Below are 18,315 nucleotides of genomic sequence, written 5' to 3' on the forward strand. Positions count from 1 at the left end.
GATGGCACAGCGAACGGTGATCGTGGCCTCTGCCAGCGGCCTGCACGCCCGGCCCGCCAAGCTGTTCGTGCAGGCGGCGGCGCGGCTGGGGGTGCCGGTGACGGTGCGGCTCGGCGAGAAGGCGGTCCCGGCGAAGAGCATGCTCGGCGTGCTGTCGCTGGGGGCCGTGCGCGGCATGGAGGTGACGCTGGAGGCGGACGGGCCGGGGGCGGAGGAGGCGCTGGACTCGCTGGCGGCGCTGCTCTCGCGCGACCTCGACGCGGAAGAGGCCCTCGATGCCTGACCGGCCCGCCTTCTCCGGCTCGGGCGGGCTGCTGACCGGCCTCGGGGTCAGCCAGGGGCGGGCGGCGGGGCCGACGATGCGGATGGCCGCCCCTCCGACGCTGCCCCCGCCGCGCCCGGTCGCCGACCCCGCCGCCGAGTCGGCCGCCGTCGCCGGGGCCCTGGAGGCGGTCGCCGCGGACCTCACCCGGCGCGCCGCCGGCGCCTCAGGGGAGGCGGCGGACATCCTCGAGGCGCTGGCGATGATCGCCGACGACCCGATGCTGCTGGAGGACGCCCAGGGCCGGGCCCAGGAGGGCATGGACGCCGCCCACGCGCTGGACGCGGCCTTCGCGCAGCACCGGGACACGCTGGCCGCGCTCGGCGGCTACCTGGCCGAGCGGGCCGCCGACCTCGACGACCTCAAGCACCGGGCCGTGGCGTTCGCGCTCGGCCTCCCCATGCCGGGGCTCCCCTCCCCCGGCCACCCGTACGTGCTGGTGGCCGAGGACCTCTCCCCCGCCGACACCGCGGGCCTGGGCCCGGACGTGCTGGCGCTGGTGACCGAGCGGGGCGGGCCGACGAGCCACACCGCGATCCTGGCCCGCGGCCGGGGCCTGCCCGCCGTGGTGGCCTGCAAGGGGATCATGGACGTCCCGGACGGCACCGTGGTCGGCGTGGACGGCCGCACCGGCGAGCTCGCCGTCGGCCTCACCGAGCGGGAGGCGGCCGAGGTCCAGGAGGCCGACCGCGCGGAGCGGGCCAGGCTGGCGGCCGGCCGGGGCCCGGGCCGGACGGCGGACGGCCATCCGGTGAAGCTGCTGCTCAACATCGGCTCGGCCGGGGACCTGCGGCCGGGCGCCGAGGGGGTCGGGCTGTTCAGGACGGAGTTCCTGTTCCTGGACCGTACGACGGCGCCGTCGTTCGAGGAGCAGGTGGCCGCGTACGCCGAGGTGTTCGCCCAGGCGGAGAGCGTGATCGTGCGGACGCTCGACGCGGGCACCGACAAGCCCCTGCCCTTCCTCGGCCTGCCCGGCGAGCCGAACCCGGCCCTCGGCGTGCGCGGCCTGCGCGTCGACCGGCTGCTGCCGGACGTCCTGGACACCCAGCTCGACGCCATCGCCGAGGCGGCCCGCAAGACGGGCGCCGAGGCGTGGGTGATGGCGCCCATGGTCACCACGACGGCGGAGGCGACCGGGTTCGCGCGGCGCGCCCGCGCCAGGGGCATCGCCAGGGTGGGCGCGATGATCGAGGTCCCGGCGGCGGCGCTGCGGGCCGGGCGGCTGCTGCGGGAGATGGACTTCCTCAGCATCGGCACCAACGACCTGGCCCAGTACACCTTCGCCGCCGACCGCCAGCACTCCGCCCTCGCCGACCTGCTCGACCCGCGCCAGCCCGCGCTGCTGGAGCTGATCGCCATGTGCGCCGCCGCGGGGCAGGAGGCGGGCAAGCCGGTCGGGGTGTGCGGGGAGGCGGCCGGAGACCCGCTGCTCGCGCCCCTGCTGGTGGGGCTCGGCGTGACCAGCCTGTCCATGGCCCCGGTGTGCGTCCCCGCCGTACGCGAGGCCCTGGCGGACCTCACGCTGGCCGACTGCCGCGAACGCGCCGCGGCCGCCCTCGCCTGACCGCGCCCGGGCTCCCCCAGGGGCCCTCGGCGCGCGTTCGCATGATGCCGCGATGCGCGTGCGGCCGCCCGCCTCCTTTCGGCTCCCTCAAAGGACACCAGCCACGTCCGGCGGGCCGCGGGGTCGCGGCGGTCAGGGGGTCGGCTGCGCGGCGGTGGCGCGGAAGGCGAGGTGATCGCCCTCGACGTCCACCGTCACCCGGCCCCCCTCCTCGACCTCCCCGGTCAGCAGCATCGTGGCCAGCCGGTTGTCCACCTCCCGCTGCACCGTGCGGCGCAGCGGCCGGGCCCCGAACTCCGGCTGGTAGCCGCGCTCGGCCAGCCAGTCCTTGGCCGCGTCCGTGACCTCCAGCGTGACGCCCTGCCCGCGCAGCCGCTGCCGGGTGCGCTCCAGCATCAGGTCCACGATCTGGCGCAGCTGTTCCTTCTCCAGCCGCTTGAAGATGATCGTCTCGTCGATGCGGTTGAGCAGCTCCGGCCGGAGCGAGTGCCGCAGCAGGTCCATGAGCCGGTCCTCGAGCTCCTTGACGTCGCCCGGCGAGTCCAGGATGAGCTGGGCGCCGATGTTGCTGGTCATGATGACGATCGTGTTGGTGAAGTCCACCGTGCGGCCCTGGCCGTCGGTGAGGCGGCCGTCGTCGAGCATCTGCAGCAGGATGTTCATGACGTCCGGGTGGGCCTTCTCGATCTCGTCCAGCAGGATCACGCCGTGCGGGCGGCGGCGGACGGCCTCGGTGAGCTGACCGGCCTCTTCGTACCCGACGTATCCGGGCGGCGCGCCGATGAGGCGGGAGACCGTGTGCCGCTCCTGGAACTCGCTCATGTCGATGCGCACCATGTGGTCCTCGCCGCCGAACAGCGCCGCGGCGAGCGCCCTGGCCAGCTCCGTCTTGCCGACCCCCGTCGGGCCGAGGAACAGGAAGCTGCCGATCGGGCGGTTCGGGTCCTTCAGGCCCGCCCGCGCCCGGCGTACGGCCTCGGCGATGGCGGTGACCGCCTCCTCCTGGCCGATCACGCGCTCGTGCAGGTGCTCCTCCAGCCGCATCAGGCGCTCGCGTTCCTGCTGGGTGAGCTGGGTGACCGGGATGCCGGTGCGGCGGGAGACGATCTCGGCGATGTCCTCGACCGTGACCAGGGGCACGCTGTCCGTGCCGTGCCGGGCGCGTTCGACCTCCGGCCTGATCTTGTCGATCTGCGTGGTGAGGTCCTTGGCGCGGTCGAAGTCCTCGGCGGAGACGGCCTGGTCCTTGTCCCGGCGCAGCGCGTCGAGCCGTTCCTCCAGCTCCCGTACGTCGGCGCCGGGCGTGCGCGAGCGCAGCCGCACCCGGGCGGAGGCCTGGTCCATGAGGTCGATGGCCTTGTCGGGCAGGAACCGGTCGGAGATGTAGCGGTCGGACAGGGTCGCGGCCGCGTCGAGCGCCTCGTCGGTGATGCGGACCTGGTGGTGCGCCTCGTACGCGTCCCGCAGCCCGGCCAGGATCTCGACCGTCTCCTCCACGCTCGGCTCGGCGACCAGGATGGGCTGGAAGCGGCGTTCGAGCGCGGCGTCCTTCTCGATGTTCTTGCGGTACTCGTCGATCGTGGTGGCCGCGATGATGTGCAGTTCGCCGCGGGCCAGGGCGGGCTTGAGGATGTTGGCCGCGTCCATGGCGCCTTCGGCGGCGCCCGCGCCGACCAGGTTGTGGACCTCGTCGATGAAGACGATGATCTCGTCGGAGTGCGCGCGCACCTCGTCGATGACCTTCTTGATGCGCTCCTCGAACTCGCCGCGGTACTTCGTCCCGGCCACCATGCCGGTCAGGTCGAGGCCGACGACGCGCCGGTCCTTCAGCGTGTCGGGGACGCTGTTGTTCACGATGCGCTGGGCGATGCCCTCGACGATCGCGGTCTTGCCGACGCCCGGCTCGCCGATCAGGCACGGGTTGTTCTTGGTGCGGCGCGAGAGCACCTCGATGGCCTGCTCGATCTCCTCCTCGCGGCCGACGACCGGGTCGAGCCTGCCCTGCCTGGCCTCCTCGGTCATGTCCCTGCCGTACTCGTCGAGCGTCGGTGTGTCGCTCTGGCGGCGCGGCTCGCCGTCGGTCCGGCGCGGGACGGCCGTCATGGCCTCCTGCAGCTCGTTGGCGGAGACGCCCTCGTCCTGGAGGATCCGGGCGGCGCCGGAGTCGGGGCGCGCGGCGATCGCGAGCAGCAGGTGCTCGGGCCCGATGTACGACGACCGCAGCGCACGCGAGATCCGCTGGGCGTCGAGGATGGCCCTCTTGGCGGCCGGTGAGAGCGTGGCGGGCGGCTCGCCGGCCTCGCCCGGCCCGGCCATCTCGTCGATGCGGTCGCGCACCCGGCCCACGTCCACCCCGGCCGTGCGCAGCGTGTTGCGGATGGCGTCGTCCTCCGTCAGGGCGTCGAGGATGTCGAGCACGTCCAGGTCGGACGCGCCGCGCTGACCGGCGGCGTCCATGGCCCGCGCCAGGACCTCCCTCGCCGAGGCGGACAGCAGCCGGCCGACGTCCACCCGCTGCACGCCGGGCCGGGTAGGCGGCCAGGATTCCATGCCGCCGAACACCCGGCCCGTGAGCTCCTCGAACCCTCTGAACGGGTCCCCACCGAAAAACGACATCGCATGTCCCCCCTCGATTCGGGGGACCCCTACCGCGTACGCCGAACGTCACACCCAGCGTCAGGCAAAGCCTCGGGCCAGGTCAGGGACGTCGGCGCAGGCCCGCGTCGCCCAGCTCCGGCGGCTGCCAGCCCCGGTCGGCGGGGTTGAGCGTGACGCCCGGCGGGACGATCTCGTCGATCCTGTCGAGCACGTCGTCCGTCAGCCGCACATCGGCGGCCGTGAGCTGGCCCTCCAGGTGTTCCATGGTGCGCGGCCCGATGATGGCCGACGTCACCGCCCGGTGCCTGATCGTGAACGCGATCGCCAGCTCGACCAGCGTGACGCCCGCCTCCTCGGCCAGCACGGCGAGCTGCTCGACGGCGTCCAGCTTGCGCTGGTTGACCTCCTTGGTCAGGTCGTACCGCTCGGGCAGCCGGGACGCCCTGCGCGTCTGCGGCTGCTCCTGCCCCTTGCGGTAGCGGCCGCTCAGCCAGCCGCCGGCCAGCGGGCTCCACACGATGACGCCCATGCCGTACTTCTCGGCCACGGGCAGCATGTCGGCCTCGATGCCGCGGGCGAGCAGCGAGTACGGCGGCTGCTCGCACACGAACCGCTCGAGCGAGCGCCGCTCCGCCGCCCACTGGGCCTCGACGATCTGGTGGGCGGGGAAGGTGGAGCTGCCGATGTAGCGGACCTTGCCCTGCCGTACGAGGTCGGTGAGCGCGCCGAGGGTCTCCTCGATGTCGGTGGCCGGGTCGGGCCGGTGGATCTGGTAGAGGTCGATCCAGTCGGTGCCGAGGCGGCGCAGGCTGTTCTCGACCTCCTGGATGATCCAGCGGCGGGAGTTGCCCCGCTGGTTGGGGCCCTCGCCCATGGCGCCGTGGACCTTGGTGGCCAGCACCACGTCGTCGCGTCTGCCCGACTTGGCGAGCGCCTGGCCGACGAACTCCTCCGACTGGCCCTGGGCGTAGACGTCGGCGGTGTCGATGAAGTTGATCCCCGAGTCGAGCGCGCGGTCGATGATCCTGGCGCACTCCGCGGGGTCGGATTCACCCCACCCGCCGAACATCATCGCTCCCAGGCAGAGCGGGCTTACCTTGAGTCCAGTACGTCCAAGTACGCGATATTCAGTCACAGAAGTCACTCTGTCCCAATGGCGGTCTTGATGGGAGTGTCCCCGGAGACGAGTTCCAGGGTCCTGCGGGCCGTACCGGGGGCTTCGAGCAGGGCCGCGATGACGGCGGCCACGTCGTCACGGGGCACCGCCCCCGGCGGGACCTCGGGGGCCAGCCGCACCAGGCCCGTGCCGGGCTCGTCGGTCAGCCGTCCGGGCCGCAGGATCGTCCAGTCGAGGTCGCGGGCGCGCAGGTCCTCCTCGGCCTCGGTCTTGGCCGTGATGTACGCGGCCCAGACCTCGTCGCCACCCTGCGGCGCTCTGCCCGCGCCCATGGAGGAGACCTGGATGAACCGCCGCACACCCGCGCGCTCGGCGGCGTCGGCCAGCAGCACGGACGCGGCGCGGTCCACGGTGTCCTTGCGGGCCGCGCCGCTGCCGGGACCGGCTCCGGCCGCGAAGACCACCGCGTCGGCGCCCTCGGCGATCGCCGCCACCTCTTCGACGGTCGCCCGCTCCAGGTCGCACACCACGGCCTCGGCTCCGGTGGCCTCGATGTCGGCGACATGCGCGGGATTGCGCACGATGCCGACCGCGCCGGACTTGAGCCGCTCCTCCAGAAGCAGGGCGATCTTCCCGTGACCACCCGCGATGATGATCCGCATAGTCCCTCATGGTGTCATGGACCCATGAGCGAGTTTCCGGAGGCCCCGACGCCGGCATTCCTGTTCGACCTGGACGGCACCCTGATAGACAGCGTTTACCAGCACGTCATCGCATGGCGGCAGGCGTTGTCGAGCATGGGGATCGACCTGTCGGTGTGGCGGATCCACCGGCGCATCGGCATGAGCGGCGGGCTGTTCGTCAGCGCCCTGCTGCGCGAGACCGGGCTGAAGCTGACGCGGGAGCAGATCGAACAGTTGCAGACCACGCACATGGAGGCCTACGAGCAGCAGGTCCACTCCGTACGGCCGCTGCCCGGCGCGGCGGAGCTGCTGTCGGAGCTCTCCTCGCGCGGCGTGCCGTGGGCGATCGCCACCAGCGGGTACGCCCGCACGGCGCGGCTCGCGCTGGGCATGCTGGGCCTGCCGGAGGACACCCCGATGATCACGCGCGACATGGTGCGCCGGGCGAAGCCGGACCCCGACCTGTTCCTGGCCGGTGCGGCACTGGTCCGGGTGGACCCCGCGCATGCCATGGTGGTGGGCGACAGCGTCTGGGACCTGCTCGCCGCCCGCCGGGCCGGCGCGCTGGGCATCGGGCTGCAGTCCGGTGGGTACGGCAGGGACGAGCTCGAACGCGCCGGCGCCTTCAGGGTCTACGCCGATCCGGCTGACATGCTGGACAGGCTCGACGAGCTGGGCGTCCGACAGTCCGACTGATGCTGGAATATCCCCTGGAACCACCGAGCTGGATCATGCGTATCCCCCACAAAGGAGCTTGAGATGGACTTGGCAGACATCGGCGTCACCGGCCTGGCCACCATGGGGCGCAACCTGGCCCGCAACCTGGCCAGGCACGGATACGCGGTAGCCGTGCACAACCGCACATATGGGCGCACGCAGCAGCTGGTCAAGGAGTTCGGCGGGGAGGGCACGTTCGTCCCTTCCGAGGACCTGGCCGCCTTCGTGGCCTCGCTGAAGCGGCCACGCCGGGCGATCATCATGGTGAAGGCGGGGGCGGGCACCGACGCGGTGATCGACCAGCTCGCCGACCTGATGGAGCCGGGCGACATGATCGTCGACGGCGGCAACGCGCACTTCGACGACACCCGGCGGCGCGAGGCGGCGCTGCGCGAGCGCGGCCTGCACTTCGTCGGCACCGGCATCTCGGGCGGCGAGGAAGGCGCGCTGCACGGGCCCAGCATCATGCCGGGCGGCTCGAAGGAGTCGTGGGAGGCGCTCGGCCCGATCCTGCAGGACATCTCGGCCAAGGTGGACGGGGTGCCGTGCTGCGTCCACGTCGGCCCCGACGGTGCCGGACATTTCGTGAAAATGGTCCACAACGGCATCGAGTATTCGGACATGCAGCTCATCGCCGAGTCGTACGACCTGCTGCGCCAGGCCCTGGGCGCGACTCCGGCGGAGCTGGCCTCGGTGTTCCGCGAGTGGAACCGGGGTGAGCTGGACTCGTACCTGATCGAGATCACCGCCGAGGTGCTCGACCAGGTGGACGCCGAGACGGGCCGGCCGTTCGTGGACGTCGTGGTGGACCAGGCCGAGCAGAAGGGCACCGGCCGGTGGACCGTGCAGAGCGCGCTCGACCTGGGCGTGCCGGTGACGGGCATCGCCGAGGCGACCTTCGCCCGCGCCCTGTCCGGCCACCCGGAGCAGCGCGCCGCCGCCGCGTCCCTGCAGGGTCCCGGACTTTCCGGGGTCGGGGGGAGCGAGCTGGTGGAGGACGTGCGGCAGGCCCTGTACGCGTCCAAGATCGTCGCGTACGCGCAGGGCTTCGACCAGATGGCCGCCGCCTCCCGTGAGTACGGCTGGGACGTCGACCTGGGGGCCATGGCCACGATCTGGCGCGGCGGGTGCATCATCCGGGCCAAGTTCCTGGACCGGATCCGGGCCGCGTACGACGCCAACCCGGCCCTGCCGACGCTCCTGGCCGACCCGACCTTCGCGGCCGCGCTGGACGCGGGGCAGGAGGCCTGGCGGCGCGTGGTGACGACGGCGGTGCAGATCGGCGTGCCCACGCCCGGCTTCTCGTCGGCGCTGGCCTACTACGACGGCCTGCGGCGCGACCGCCTCCCGGCCGCGCTGGTCCAGGGGCTGCGCGACTTCTTCGGCGCGCACACCTACCGCCGGGTGGACAAGGAGGGCTCCTTCCACACGGACTGGTCCGGCGACCGCACCGAACACCCGGCCTGACCCGCACCCAACGCCGCCGCCACCCACACCGGACCGCCACCCACGCCGGACCGCCGCCCACGCCGGACCGGAGCCCCGGAGCCCTGGAGCCCCGGCGGCCACGCCACCCGCCGGCCCAACCATCCGCCCGCCGGCCGCACCGCCACCGACACGCGGCGACCGTGCCGGTGGGCGGCGGCCTGCTCGGGGGGCGCCTCGGGGGGCCGTCTCGGGGGTGCGGCAGCCGTCTCAGGGAGCGTCTCGGGGGTCTGGCGGTCACGTCGGGGGCGGTCGATGCGGTTTCGGCCAGATGCGGTTTCGGCCAGATGCGGTGGCGGTCGATGTGCGGGTGGCGGTGATGGGCGGTGGCGCAAGGATGTTCAAGACCCGGACGCCCGGTCCCCGGGAGGCTGGGCGCATGACAGCGACACTTACCTCTATCGTCATCGATTGCGCCGACCCCGCCGCCCTGGCGTCCTTCTACGCGCAGGCCACCGGCTGGCGGATCACCCCGGGTGACCCCGACTTCGTCAGCCTCGAGGGCGGCCCGGTCTCGGTCGGTTTCCAGCGGATCGACGGCTACCGGGGCCCGGCCTGGCCGGACAGCGGCAAGCACGCGCACCTCGACTTCACGGTCCCCGACGTCGAGGCCGCCATGAAGGAACTGGCCGATCTCGGCGCCACCGTGCCCGACTTCCAGCCGGGCGGCGGCGACTGGACCGTGCTCCTCGACCCCGAAGGCCACCCCTTCTGCGTCATGGGCGGCTGACTCGTCCGGTGTCCCTCGCGCTCTCGTTCAGGGAGTGCGGGGGGTGAGCAGGCGGCGCAGGGCGGTCGGGGTGTGGCCGACGTGGTGGCGGATCGTACGGGTGAGGTGGGCCTGGTCGGCGAACCCGAGGTCGGCGGCCAGCCCGGCCAGGCTCGGCTCGCCGTCCTCCAGCCGGTCGAGCGCCCGGCCCACGCGCACGCGATTGCGGTAGTAGGTCAGGGAGACGCCCAGCTCCCGGGTGAACGCCCGGCTGAGCTGGTACGGCGAGACGGCCAGGAGCTCGGCCAGCGTCATCAGCCCACTGGCCGCCGGATGATCGGCGGCGATGGCCTCCCGGGCGGCGTCGGCGATCACCGCCCCGGACCTCGGCCCACCGCCGCCCCGGGAGGCGCTCCCCTTGGCCGCACTGGTGTCGGCTCCTCCCACGCCACCAACCCCGGCGTCGTCCGTCCGAGAGGCGGCGGCGTCGGTACCCAGCCGGGGGCCGGGCATCACGCCGGCGGTGCCCGGCCGAGAAGCGAGGGCCGCGCCGGGGGTTGCCTCGGTGCCGCGCGACCCAAGAGCCGGCGCTACGGTGCTTTCCGGCCCGAGGGCAGGCGCCGTGGTCCTGGGGACGGACGCCTCGGTGGTGCTCGCTCCGGGGCGGGCCGCATCGGTGGCGCCCGAGCCGGAAGAGGCCGGTGTCAGGGTTGGGGTCAGTCGGGCGAGGGTGGTGGCGACGAGGGAGAGCAGGGACTCGGCCAGCTCGAAAGCCGTGTCCCCGCCCCGCGCCGCCACCAGGAACCGCCGATGGGCGAGGTCGAGGCGGGCGTCCACGTACAGGGTCGGCCGGCCCGGCGGGCCCTCCCCCGCGAGCGTGTGCCACAGCTCCGGGGTCAGGGACACCGAGGTGCACACGTCGCCGCCCGCCGGATGGGCGAAGTGCTCCTCCTCGCCGGGCACCCCGAGGTAGGCCATCGTCGGGTCGATCACGGCGGCCCGGCCGTCCGCCTTGCGCCGGAACAGGCCACGGCGCACCAGCACCAGGCGGTGCGCGGAGCCCAGCTCCGCCGCCGACCACCCGCGATGGTCGTCGGCACAGGTCACGGCATCGAGGTGGAACCCGTCCCCGGCAGCGAGACGCACAGCTGAACGCACCCGCGGAACGTTACGCCGCGGGTACGACATTCTCCTGCGGCACTAGCGGCCGCCGATGCCGATCGTGTTGGCGACCGCCGTCACCACGCAGAACCCGAACGGCCCGCTCGCGTCATGCATGGTGACCTGCCCCGTGGCGACCCCGGCGGCGGACAGGTGGCCGGTGGCCTCGACCCCGATCAGCTCCGCGGACGGGAGCCGGGCGAGCGTCAGCGTGTAGTCGGCGTTGATGAAGCGCAGCCCCTCCACCCCGGAGTTGCTCAGCGGGCTGGCGAAGTCGGCGGCCAGCGCCGCGCGTACGAACGGCGTCAAAGGCTCCTCGTCCACCAGCGGATACGACTCCCGCATCCACACCCGCCCCGGCCCGGGCGCCGCCCACTCGGTCACCCGCCACAGGTCGAACGGCGGCTTCCACGTGGCCTGCCCGTCCACCGGCGGCTCGGAGGGCGCGGGCGTGTCCCACGGGGGCGTGACGAACGTCTGCTCCCCCTCCGGCTGCTCCCCCTGCCGCAGCAGGACCGCGCCGGCCCGCCCGATCACCCCCTGCTCGGTGATGATCACCGCGTCGGCCACGAGGATCCTGCGCCCGGCCCTGACCAGCGAGGTCTCCACCGTGACCGGCACCATCGGGCTGTTGCGGAACAGGTCGACCGTCAGGCGGGCGAAGTGCAGCCCCGGCTGGGCGTAGCGGCGCTCGATGGCGCGGGCGGCGAGCCCGCCGAGCAGGCGGCCGTGGAGCATGTCGGGGGACCAGGGACCTCGGGCGTGCGGCGCGGGGACCAGCTCGCCCTTCTTCTGGGTGAAGAACGCTGACACAGAATCAGATTCTAGAGGAGAGCAGCCGTTCACCGAGAGCGCGCAGGTGTTCCTTCAGCTCCAGGGGCTCCAGCACCTCGAAGTCCACGTCCAGGAAGGCCGCCACCATGGCCATCATGCGCAGGTCGTCGCCGCGCAGGGTGAGCAGGCAGGTGTGCTCGTCCACCGGCTCGACGGCGCCCGCCGTCCGGCCCTCGATCCGCTCGGCGGGCGCGCGCAGCAGGAATCGGCTCTCGTACGGCCACATCTCGTGCGCCAGGCGGTGCTGCACCCAGGCGGCCACGTCGGGGGCGGGCGGCTCGCGCGGCGTGAAGCGCGGGCCGTTCGGGGTCCGCAGGCGCATCCGGTCGGCCCGGTACGTGCGCCAGTCGCCGCGGTCGGCGTCCCAGCCGACCAGGTACCAGCGGTTGCCCTTGGTGACGAGGCTGTGCGGCTCGGCCCTCCTGAGCGCGCTCTCGCCCCGGTGGCCGGTGTAGTCGAAGCGGAGCTGCTCGTGGTCGCGGCAGGCGGCGGCCACGCCGGTGAGCACGTCCGGGTCCACGGTGGGGCCCGCGCGATCGATGCGTACGGTGTGCCGCTGCAGCGTGTTGACCCGCTGCCGCAGGCGGGCGGGCAGGACCTGTTCGAGCTTGGCCAGCGCGCGCAGGGAGGTCTCCTCGATGCCGGTCACGGTGCCGTTCGCGGCGGTGCGCAGGCCGACCGCGACCGCCACGGCCTCCTCGTCGTCGAGCAGCAGGGGTGGCAGCTGCGCGCCCGCGCCCAGCCGGTAGCCACCGGAGACGCCGGGCGTCGAATGGACCGGGTAGCCGAGGCTGCGCAGCCGGTCGACGTCGCGGCGCATCGTCCGGGGGGCGACGCCGAGCCGCTCCGCCAGGTCGGCGCCGGGCCACTCGCGCCGGGCCTGCAGGAGGGCCAGCAGGCGCAGCAATCTCGCCGAGGTGTCCAACACGGACACCATTGTGGCCCGAATCTGGCCGCAATGGCTCCTAGCGTTGCGGGCATGGACGAATTCGTCATCGACATATCCCAGGACCGGCTCGACGACCTGCGTGAGCGGCTGGAGCGCACCCGCCGGCCCGACGCCCTCGACGGGGTCGGCTGGTCGTACGGGGTCCCGCCCGAAGCGGTCGGCGAGCTGGCCGCGTACTGGCTCGACGGCTACTCCTGGCGCGCGCACGAGGCCAGGCTCAACGCGTTCCCGCAGTACACGACCGTGATCGACGGGCAGCGCGTGCACTTCGCGCACGTGCGCTCGCCCCGGCCCGACGCGCTGCCGCTGCTGCTGACGCACGGCTGGCCCAGCACGTTCGCGGACTTCTCGCGCGTCGCCGGGCCGCTCAGCCGGGACTTCCACCTGGTCATCCCGTCCATCCCGGGGTTCGCGTTCTCGGGCCCCACGACGGAGCCGGGCTGGGGCGTGCGGCGGGTCGCCGCCGCCTGGGTGGAGCTGATGGCGCGGCTCGGTTACGAGCGCTACGGCACGCAGGGCGGCGACTTCGGCGCCCTGGTCTCCCCCGCCGTCGCGCGACTGGCCCCCGAACGGGTGGTCGGCGTGCACGTGAACGCGCTCACCGCGTTCGTCACCGACGACATGTCGGGCCTGACCGAGGCCGAGACGGAGCGGGCCCGGGGCGTCGAGCGGTGGCGGAAGGAGTTCTCCGGGTACGCCGCCATCCAGGGCACCAGGCCGCAGACGCTCGCGTACGCCCTGGCGGACTCGCCGGCCGGGCTGCTCGGCTGGACCCTCGACGCGTTCGCCTCCTGGGGACGGGACGTGGGCGGGGTGCCCGCCGACGACGTCCTCACCGACGTCTCCATCCTCTGGCTCACCGGCACCGCCGGATCCTCCACCCGCATCTACCGGGAGAGCGGCGGCGACTGGGCGGCGCCGGACGCGCCGGGCAAGACCCCGACGGGCGTGGCGGTCTTCCCCGGCGACAGCACGGTCCGGCGGTACGCCGAGCAGGCGCACAACGTGGTGCACTGGTCGGAGTTCGCGACGGGCGGCCACTACGCCGCTCTGGAGGCCCCCGACCTGCTGGCCGCCGACATCAAAACCTTCTTCGCAGGGCTGTGAACGCCCCCGGAGGTCAGTGGAACTGCGGGACGATCAGGTAGATGCCGTACAGCACGACCGCGGCGCAGGCGGTGAAGCACAGGACGGCCTCGGCCAGGCCGCCAGCGCCGGTGCCGGTCCCCCGCTCCTGCGCCGACTGACGGGCCGACTGACGGGCCGCGAGCGCCAGCGCGCCGAGCGAGAAGACCGCGACGACGACCACGCTGACGGCCAGGCTGATGACGAAGACCTGTCCGAGGGCGTCCCATTTGATGTCCATCGGCGTCCGCCCTTCAGACCGGGGCGGGCACGTCGTTGACGTTGCCCGCGTGAACGGGTTCGCGGCGGCCGGCCGCGTACAGGCCGACCGCCGCCGCGATCGCCACCAGCGCGGTGACGGCGACGCCGAGGGTGCCGGTGGTGGCCACGGCCGCCACGACCGCGCCCACCGCGGCGGCGGACGGCAGGGTCAGCAGCCAGGCCAGCGCCATCCGGCCCGCCACGCTCCAGCGCACCTTGGCCAGCCGGCGGCCCAGCCCGGTGCCGAGGATCGCGCCGGACACCACCTGCGTGGTCGACAGCGCGAACCCCAGGTGCGAGGAGGCGAGGATGACCGTGGTGGCACTCGCCTCGGCGGCGAAGCCCTGCGGCGACTCGATCTCGGTGAGCCCCTTGCCCATGGTGCGGATGATCCGCCAGCCCCCGAGGTACGTGCCCAGCCCGATGGCCAGCCCGGCGGTGGCGATCACCCACAGCGGCGGGTTCGAGCCGGAGGCCAGCGCCCCGGACGAGATCAGCGTGAGCGTGATGACGCCCATGGTCTTCTGGGCGTCGTTGGTGCCGTGCGCCAGCGACACCAGCGAGGCCGAGACGATCTGCCCGAACCGGAACGTGCCCGTCACCGACTCGTGCCGGGCCCTGGCGGTGAGCGAGTACGCCAGGAAGGTGGCGGTCATCGCGACGAACCCGGCGATCAGCGGCGAGGCCACCGCCGGGATGAGGATCTTCTGCACCACCGTGCCGAAGTTCACGCCCTGGATGCCGGCGCCCACCCACACCGCGCCGATAAGCCCTCCGAACAGCGCGTGCGAGGAGCTGGACGGCAGCCCCAGGAGCCAGGTGAGCAGGTTCCACAGGATCGCGCCGATCAGCCCGGCGAACACCATCGGCGGGGTCACCAGGGTGTCGTCCACGATCCCGCCCGAGATCGTCTTGGCCACCTCGACCGACAGGAACGCGCCCACCACGTTCAGCACGCCCGAGATCGCCACCGCCACCCGCGGCCGCAGCGCGCCTGTCGCGATCGAGGTGGCCATCGCGTTGGCCGTGTCGTGGAAGCCGTTCGTGAAGTCGAACACCAGCGCCGTGATGATCACCACGACGACCAGGAACGTCACATGCTCCATGAGGGTTTCCCCATTGTCTCGACGTCACCAGGACGGTAGACCGGGGCGATGAACCGGCCGTGAACTCCTGTCGGCCATCATGCCTACCCACGGCGCCGCCAAATACCGGCCAAGGAGGGTTACGAAGTGGTTCATGGTTAATTAGCCGATTAGGACAGATGTCCGGCCATCATCCAGACGTGCGCATCGTTCGGTTAGCGAACTTCGTCACTCCCACGTCGGGCGGGCTGCGTACCGCCCTGCATGAGCTCGGCGCCGGCTACGCGGCGGCGGGACACGAGCCCGTCCTGGTCGTCCCCGGCGTGGCGGCCCGCGACGAGCGGACCCCGGCCGGACGGGTCGTCACCCTGCCGGGCCCGGTGGTCCCGGGTCTCGGCGGCTACCGGGTCATCGCCGCCCGCGGCACGCTGAGACGCCTCCTGGAGGAGCTGGCACCCGACCGGATCGAGGTGTCGGACCGCACCACCCTGCGCTGGCTCGGCCCCTGGGCCAGGGCCGCGGGCGTCCGCTCGGTCATGGTCTCGCACGAGAGCCTGTCGGCGTTGCTGCGCCTGTACGGTCCACTCGGCCGGCTGGCCGACCCCGTCAACCGCGCCACCGCGGCCCGGTTCGACACCGTGGTGTGCACGACGGCCTGGGCGGCGGCCGAGTTCGCCAGGCTGGGCGTGCCGAACCTGGTCCGGGTGCCGCTCGGGGTGGACCTCGCCACGTTCTCCCCCGAGCGCTTCGACCCCGGCCTGCGCTCCCGCCTGGCCGCGCGGGGCGAGGCGCTGCTGGTGCACTGCAGCCGCCTGTCCCCCGAGAAGCGGCCCGACCGCTCCATCCGCGCCCTCGCCGAGCTGCGCCGCAGGGGTGTCCCGGCCGTGCTGGTGGTGGCCGGCGACGGGCCGCTGCGGCCCAGGCTCACCCGGCTGGCGGACGGACTGCCGGTCCGCTTCCTCGGCCACCTCGCCGAACGGGACGCGCTGGCCGCGCTGCTCGCGACCGCGGACGTGGCCCTCGCCCCCGGCCCGGTGGAGACGTTCGGCCTGGCGGCGCTGGAGGCGCTGGCCGGCGGCACCCCGGTCGTGGCCACGCGCGACAGCGCCCTGCCCGAGGTCATCGGCCCGGCGGGGGCGGCGGTGGCCGACGATCCGGCGGCCTACGCCGGTGCGATCGAGGAGCTGCTGTCCGATCCCGCGCGCCGGGAGCGGGCCCGGGCCAGGGCCGAGCGGTACGGCTGGCCCGCCGCGGTCCGGGGCTTCCTGGACGCGCACGGCCTGATCGGCACGCCCGCGAGGCCGCGATGACGCGGATGGTCTCCCTGGGCGACTCGGTCACGGTCGGACTGGGCGATCCGGTGCCGGGGCGCGGCTGGGCCGGGCTCCTGGCCGAGGCGCTGGCGCCCGCCGAGCTGAGCAACCTCGCCGTCTGCGGCGCCCGCGTCGGCGACGTCGTACGCGACCAGCTCCCCCGGGCGCTGGCCCTGCGCCCGTCCCTCGCCACCGTGCTCGTCGGCGTGAACGACACCCTGCGCGGCGACTTCGCCCCCCACCAGATCCACGCGGACCTGGAACGCCTGATCACCCGGCTGCGCGCGGACCAGGTCACCGTGCTCACCGCCACGCTGCCCGACCCCGGCCTCATGCTGCGGATCCCGGAGCTGCTGCGCCGTCCCCTCGCCCGGCGCGTCCACGTGGTCAACACGATCGTGACCGGTCTCGCGCACCGCCACGGAACCATCCACCTCGACCTCGCCCGGCAACCCGCCCTGTACGAGCGGCGCATGTGGGGCGCCGACCGCCTGCACCCCAGCGAACGCGGGCACCGCCACCTGGCCCGGCTCTTCGCCGCCGAACTGCGCGAGCGCGGCGTCCCCGCGCGGCTGCCGGACCCGGAGCCCGCGAACGCCGAGCCCACCGCCTGGGCCAGCGCCTTCTGGCTGGCCACCGCGGGCACCGCCTGGCTGGTCCGGCGGTCCCGCGACTTCCTGCCCGCCTTCGCGAGGCTCGTCGCCCAGGAGATCTGGCACGAGAAATTCGCCGTACGGGCGACTGCCGGTGAACCGGACGTCGCCCCCAACCGGGATGAAACATCACATGAGGGTCGCCATTGTGGCCGAGTCGTTCCTGCCCCAGGTCAACGGGGTCACCAACTCGGTCTGCCGCGTTCTTGACCACCTGGCCGCCACCGGGCACGACGCCATGGTGGTCGCCCCGGCCCCCGCTCCCCCGTCCTACGCGGGTTTCCCGGTCCACCCGGTCCGCAGCCTCGCCCTGCCGTTCTACCGAACCGTCACGGTGGGCCTGCCCGGCATGCGCCTGTCCCGTACGCTCGCCGGCTTCAAGCCCGACGTCGTCCATCTCGCCTCCCCCGCCCTGCTGGGCGCGGCCGGGATGGCCGCCGCCCGGCGGCTCGGCCTGCCCACCGTGGCCGTGTTCCAGACCGATCTGGCCGGATTCGCCCGCCAGTACGGCGTCCGCGGCGACCCGGTCATCTGGTCGTGGCTGCGGCGGGTGCACCGGCACGCCACCCGTACCCTCGCCCCCTCCACGCCGACCCTGCGCGAGCTGGCCGGCCACGGCATACCCCGCCTGTCGTTGTGGGGCCGCGGCGTCGACCTCGACCTGTTCCATCCCCGGCAGCGCAGCGAGGAGCTGCGCCGCCGGCTCGCCCCGGACGGCCGGACCATCGTCGGATACGCCGGTCGCCTGGCCGCCGAGAAACAGCCTCAGCTGCTCGCCGCGCTCGCCGACGTCCCCGGGGTGCGGCTGGCCGTCGTGGGGACGGGCCCCATGGAGCGGCGGCTGCGCGGGCTGCTGCCCGGGGCGGAGTTCTTCGGCCTGCGCACCGGCCCCGACCTGGCCCGTGTCCTCGCCTCCCTGGACGTGTTCGTCCACACCGGCAGCAACGAGACCTTCTGCCAGGCCGTCCAGGAGGCCCTCGCCTCCGGCGTGCCGGTCGTCGCCCCGGCCGCGGGCGGCCCCCTCGACCTGGTCCGGCCGGGGGCCAACGGCCTGCTCTACGCCGGCGGCGACCCGTCGGCGCTGCGCGCGGCCGTCGCCGCCCTCGCCGGGGACCCCGATCGCCGCGCCCGCATGGCCCGGCAGGCCAGGGAGTCGGTCCGCGACCGCGACTGGGCCTCCGTGTGCGAGGAGCTGGTCGGCCACTATCACGGCGTCATGATGGGCGAGCCGGCCTCTCCGGGCCCGGCTGGATTTCGGCGGCGCGCCGCCGTAGGCTCCCCCAATGCGCGATCTAGGTGAGGACCCCCGGCCCGTCCGGGGCGCGGTACGCGAGATCCACTCCCTCGGCGACTCGGCCACCCTGTCCTACTCCCCCGACCTCGACGGCCTGGCCGACCCGGGGGAGATCGTCTGGGCCTGGGTTCCTTACGAGGAGGACCCGTCCCGCGGCAAGGACCGCCCCCTGCTGGTCGTGGGCCGGACCGGGCGCCGGCTCCTCGGCGTGATGCTCTCCAGCAAGGGCGACGACGGGCCCGACTGGGTGGAGCTCGGCGCCTGGGGCCGGGACGAGCGGGTGTCGTACGTACGGGTGGACCGGGTGTTCGTGCTGGACGAGGACGACATCCGGCGCGAGGGCGCGGTGCTCGACGGCGACCGCTTCGCGCGGGTGGCGGCCCGGCTCATGAAGGCCTACGGCTGGGACGCCGGCCGGTAGCCCCCGTCACAGCGCGTCAGCCCA

The 18,315-nt window shown here is 73.7% G+C and carries 18 protein-coding genes; 10 read left to right on the forward strand and 8 right to left on the reverse strand.

Annotation, left to right across the window (positions count from 1 at the left end; all coding sequences use genetic code 11):
• Window position 1 precedes the first annotated feature (1 nt).
• Together AB0J87_RS25350 and ptsP are read left to right on the forward strand one after the other, a co-directional pair.
• The gene (locus AB0J87_RS25350; RefSeq protein ID WP_363968851.1) at window positions 2–283 is read left to right on the forward strand and encodes an HPr family phosphocarrier protein; all 282 of its coding nucleotides are present in this window, start codon (window positions 2–4) and stop codon (window positions 281–283) included.
• Entirely contained in the window at window positions 276–1,886 is a 1,611-nt protein-coding gene (gene ptsP / locus AB0J87_RS25355; protein ID WP_363968853.1) for a phosphoenolpyruvate--protein phosphotransferase, read from the forward strand. The genes AB0J87_RS25350 and ptsP overlap by 8 nt, the downstream gene beginning before the upstream one ends.
• Window positions 1,887–2,018: 132 nt before the next feature.
• Here ptsP and AB0J87_RS25360 read toward each other — a convergent pair whose 3' ends face one another.
• The 3 genes from AB0J87_RS25360 to AB0J87_RS25370 all read right to left on the reverse strand — a co-directional run bounded on the left by AB0J87_RS25360 (window position 2,019) and on the right by AB0J87_RS25370 (window position 6,263).
• Window positions 2,019–4,502: an ATP-dependent Clp protease ATP-binding subunit gene (locus AB0J87_RS25360; RefSeq protein ID WP_363968855.1), complete on the reverse strand. Its 2,484-nt coding sequence runs from the start codon at window positions 4,500–4,502 to the stop codon at window positions 2,019–2,021.
• 82 nt (window positions 4,503–4,584) lie between these two features.
• Window positions 4,585–5,628, reverse strand: coding sequence for an aldo/keto reductase (locus AB0J87_RS25365; protein ID WP_350734792.1), 1,044 nt, complete (start codon window positions 5,626–5,628; stop codon window positions 4,585–4,587).
• Window positions 5,625–6,263, reverse strand: coding sequence for an SDR family oxidoreductase (locus tag AB0J87_RS25370; protein WP_363968857.1), 639 nt, complete (start codon window positions 6,261–6,263; stop codon window positions 5,625–5,627). The genes AB0J87_RS25365 and AB0J87_RS25370 overlap by 4 nt, the downstream gene beginning before the upstream one ends.
• Window positions 6,264–6,287: 24 nt before the next feature.
• Between AB0J87_RS25370 and AB0J87_RS25375 the strand changes: the two genes are divergently transcribed.
• The 3 genes from AB0J87_RS25375 (at window position 6,288) to AB0J87_RS25385 (ending at window position 9,216) form a co-directional block, all read left to right on the forward strand.
• On the forward strand, window positions 6,288–6,980 hold the full coding sequence (locus AB0J87_RS25375; RefSeq protein WP_357741486.1) for an HAD family hydrolase: 693 nt from the start codon (window positions 6,288–6,290) through the stop codon (window positions 6,978–6,980).
• A gap of 63 nt (window positions 6,981–7,043) precedes the next feature.
• Window positions 7,044–8,468 carry an NADP-dependent phosphogluconate dehydrogenase gene (gndA, locus tag AB0J87_RS25380; protein WP_363968859.1) on the forward strand — a complete coding sequence of 475 codons (1,425 nt, stop codon included), beginning with the start codon at window positions 7,044–7,046 and terminating at the stop codon, window positions 8,466–8,468.
• A gap of 397 nt (window positions 8,469–8,865) precedes the next feature.
• The gene (locus AB0J87_RS25385) at window positions 8,866–9,216 is read left to right on the forward strand and encodes a VOC family protein (RefSeq protein ID WP_363968861.1); all 351 of its coding nucleotides are present in this window, start codon (window positions 8,866–8,868) and stop codon (window positions 9,214–9,216) included.
• A gap of 27 nt (window positions 9,217–9,243) precedes the next feature.
• Here AB0J87_RS25385 and AB0J87_RS25390 read toward each other — a convergent pair whose 3' ends face one another.
• From AB0J87_RS25390 to AB0J87_RS25400, 3 genes are read right to left on the reverse strand one after another with little or no spacing between them, the layout of a single operon-like run.
• Window positions 9,244–10,353: a helix-turn-helix domain-containing protein gene (locus AB0J87_RS25390; RefSeq protein ID WP_363968863.1), complete on the reverse strand. Its 1,110-nt coding sequence runs from the start codon at window positions 10,351–10,353 to the stop codon at window positions 9,244–9,246.
• A 42-nt stretch (window positions 10,354–10,395) separates the two neighbouring features.
• The gene (locus tag AB0J87_RS25395; RefSeq protein WP_363968865.1) at window positions 10,396–11,169 is read right to left on the reverse strand and encodes an acyl-CoA thioesterase domain-containing protein; all 774 of its coding nucleotides are present in this window, start codon (window positions 11,167–11,169) and stop codon (window positions 10,396–10,398) included.
• A 4-nt stretch (window positions 11,170–11,173) separates the two neighbouring features.
• Complete coding sequence (locus AB0J87_RS25400) at window positions 11,174–12,118, reverse strand: YafY family protein (RefSeq protein WP_363968866.1); 945 nt, start codon at window positions 12,116–12,118, stop codon at window positions 11,174–11,176.
• 51 nt (window positions 12,119–12,169) lie between these two features.
• Here AB0J87_RS25400 and AB0J87_RS25405 point away from each other — a divergent pair, with 51 nt between their 5' ends.
• Complete coding sequence (locus AB0J87_RS25405) at window positions 12,170–13,246, forward strand: epoxide hydrolase family protein (protein WP_363968868.1); 1,077 nt, start codon at window positions 12,170–12,172, stop codon at window positions 13,244–13,246.
• Between the two features lie 13 nt (window positions 13,247–13,259).
• On the opposite strand, the gene AB0J87_RS25410 is transcribed toward AB0J87_RS25405, so the two are convergent.
• Window positions 13,260–13,505 carry a hypothetical protein gene (locus AB0J87_RS25410; RefSeq protein WP_363968870.1) on the reverse strand — a complete coding sequence of 82 codons (246 nt, stop codon included), beginning with the start codon at window positions 13,503–13,505 and terminating at the stop codon, window positions 13,260–13,262.
• Between the two features lie 13 nt (window positions 13,506–13,518).
• Window positions 13,519–14,631 carry an inorganic phosphate transporter gene (locus AB0J87_RS25415; protein WP_363968872.1) on the reverse strand — a complete coding sequence of 371 codons (1,113 nt, stop codon included), beginning with the start codon at window positions 14,629–14,631 and terminating at the stop codon, window positions 13,519–13,521.
• A gap of 179 nt (window positions 14,632–14,810) precedes the next feature.
• Here AB0J87_RS25415 and AB0J87_RS25420 point away from each other — a divergent pair, with 179 nt between their 5' ends.
• From AB0J87_RS25420 to AB0J87_RS25435, 4 genes are read left to right on the forward strand one after another with little or no spacing between them, the layout of a single operon-like run.
• Entirely contained in the window at window positions 14,811–15,920 is a 1,110-nt protein-coding gene (locus tag AB0J87_RS25420) for a glycosyltransferase (RefSeq protein ID WP_363968874.1), read from the forward strand.
• Window positions 15,917–16,786 (forward strand): SGNH/GDSL hydrolase family protein, encoded by an 870-nt coding sequence (locus tag AB0J87_RS25425; RefSeq protein WP_363968876.1) that lies wholly within the window; start codon window positions 15,917–15,919, stop codon window positions 16,784–16,786. The genes AB0J87_RS25420 and AB0J87_RS25425 overlap by 4 nt, the downstream gene beginning before the upstream one ends.
• The gene (locus AB0J87_RS25430; protein ID WP_363968878.1) at window positions 16,710–17,876 is read left to right on the forward strand and encodes a glycosyltransferase family 1 protein; all 1,167 of its coding nucleotides are present in this window, start codon (window positions 16,710–16,712) and stop codon (window positions 17,874–17,876) included. Before AB0J87_RS25425 ends, AB0J87_RS25430 begins: the two co-directional genes overlap by 77 nt.
• Complete coding sequence (locus tag AB0J87_RS25435; protein ID WP_363968880.1) at window positions 17,860–18,291, forward strand: type II toxin-antitoxin system PemK/MazF family toxin; 432 nt, start codon at window positions 17,860–17,862, stop codon at window positions 18,289–18,291. The genes AB0J87_RS25430 and AB0J87_RS25435 overlap by 17 nt, the downstream gene beginning before the upstream one ends.
• The last annotated feature ends 24 nt before the right edge of the window (window positions 18,292–18,315 follow it).

It is taken from the genome of Nonomuraea sp. NPDC049625 (assembly GCF_040675285.1).
Classification (GTDB): domain Bacteria; phylum Actinomycetota; class Actinomycetes; order Streptosporangiales; family Streptosporangiaceae; genus Nonomuraea; species Nonomuraea angiospora_A.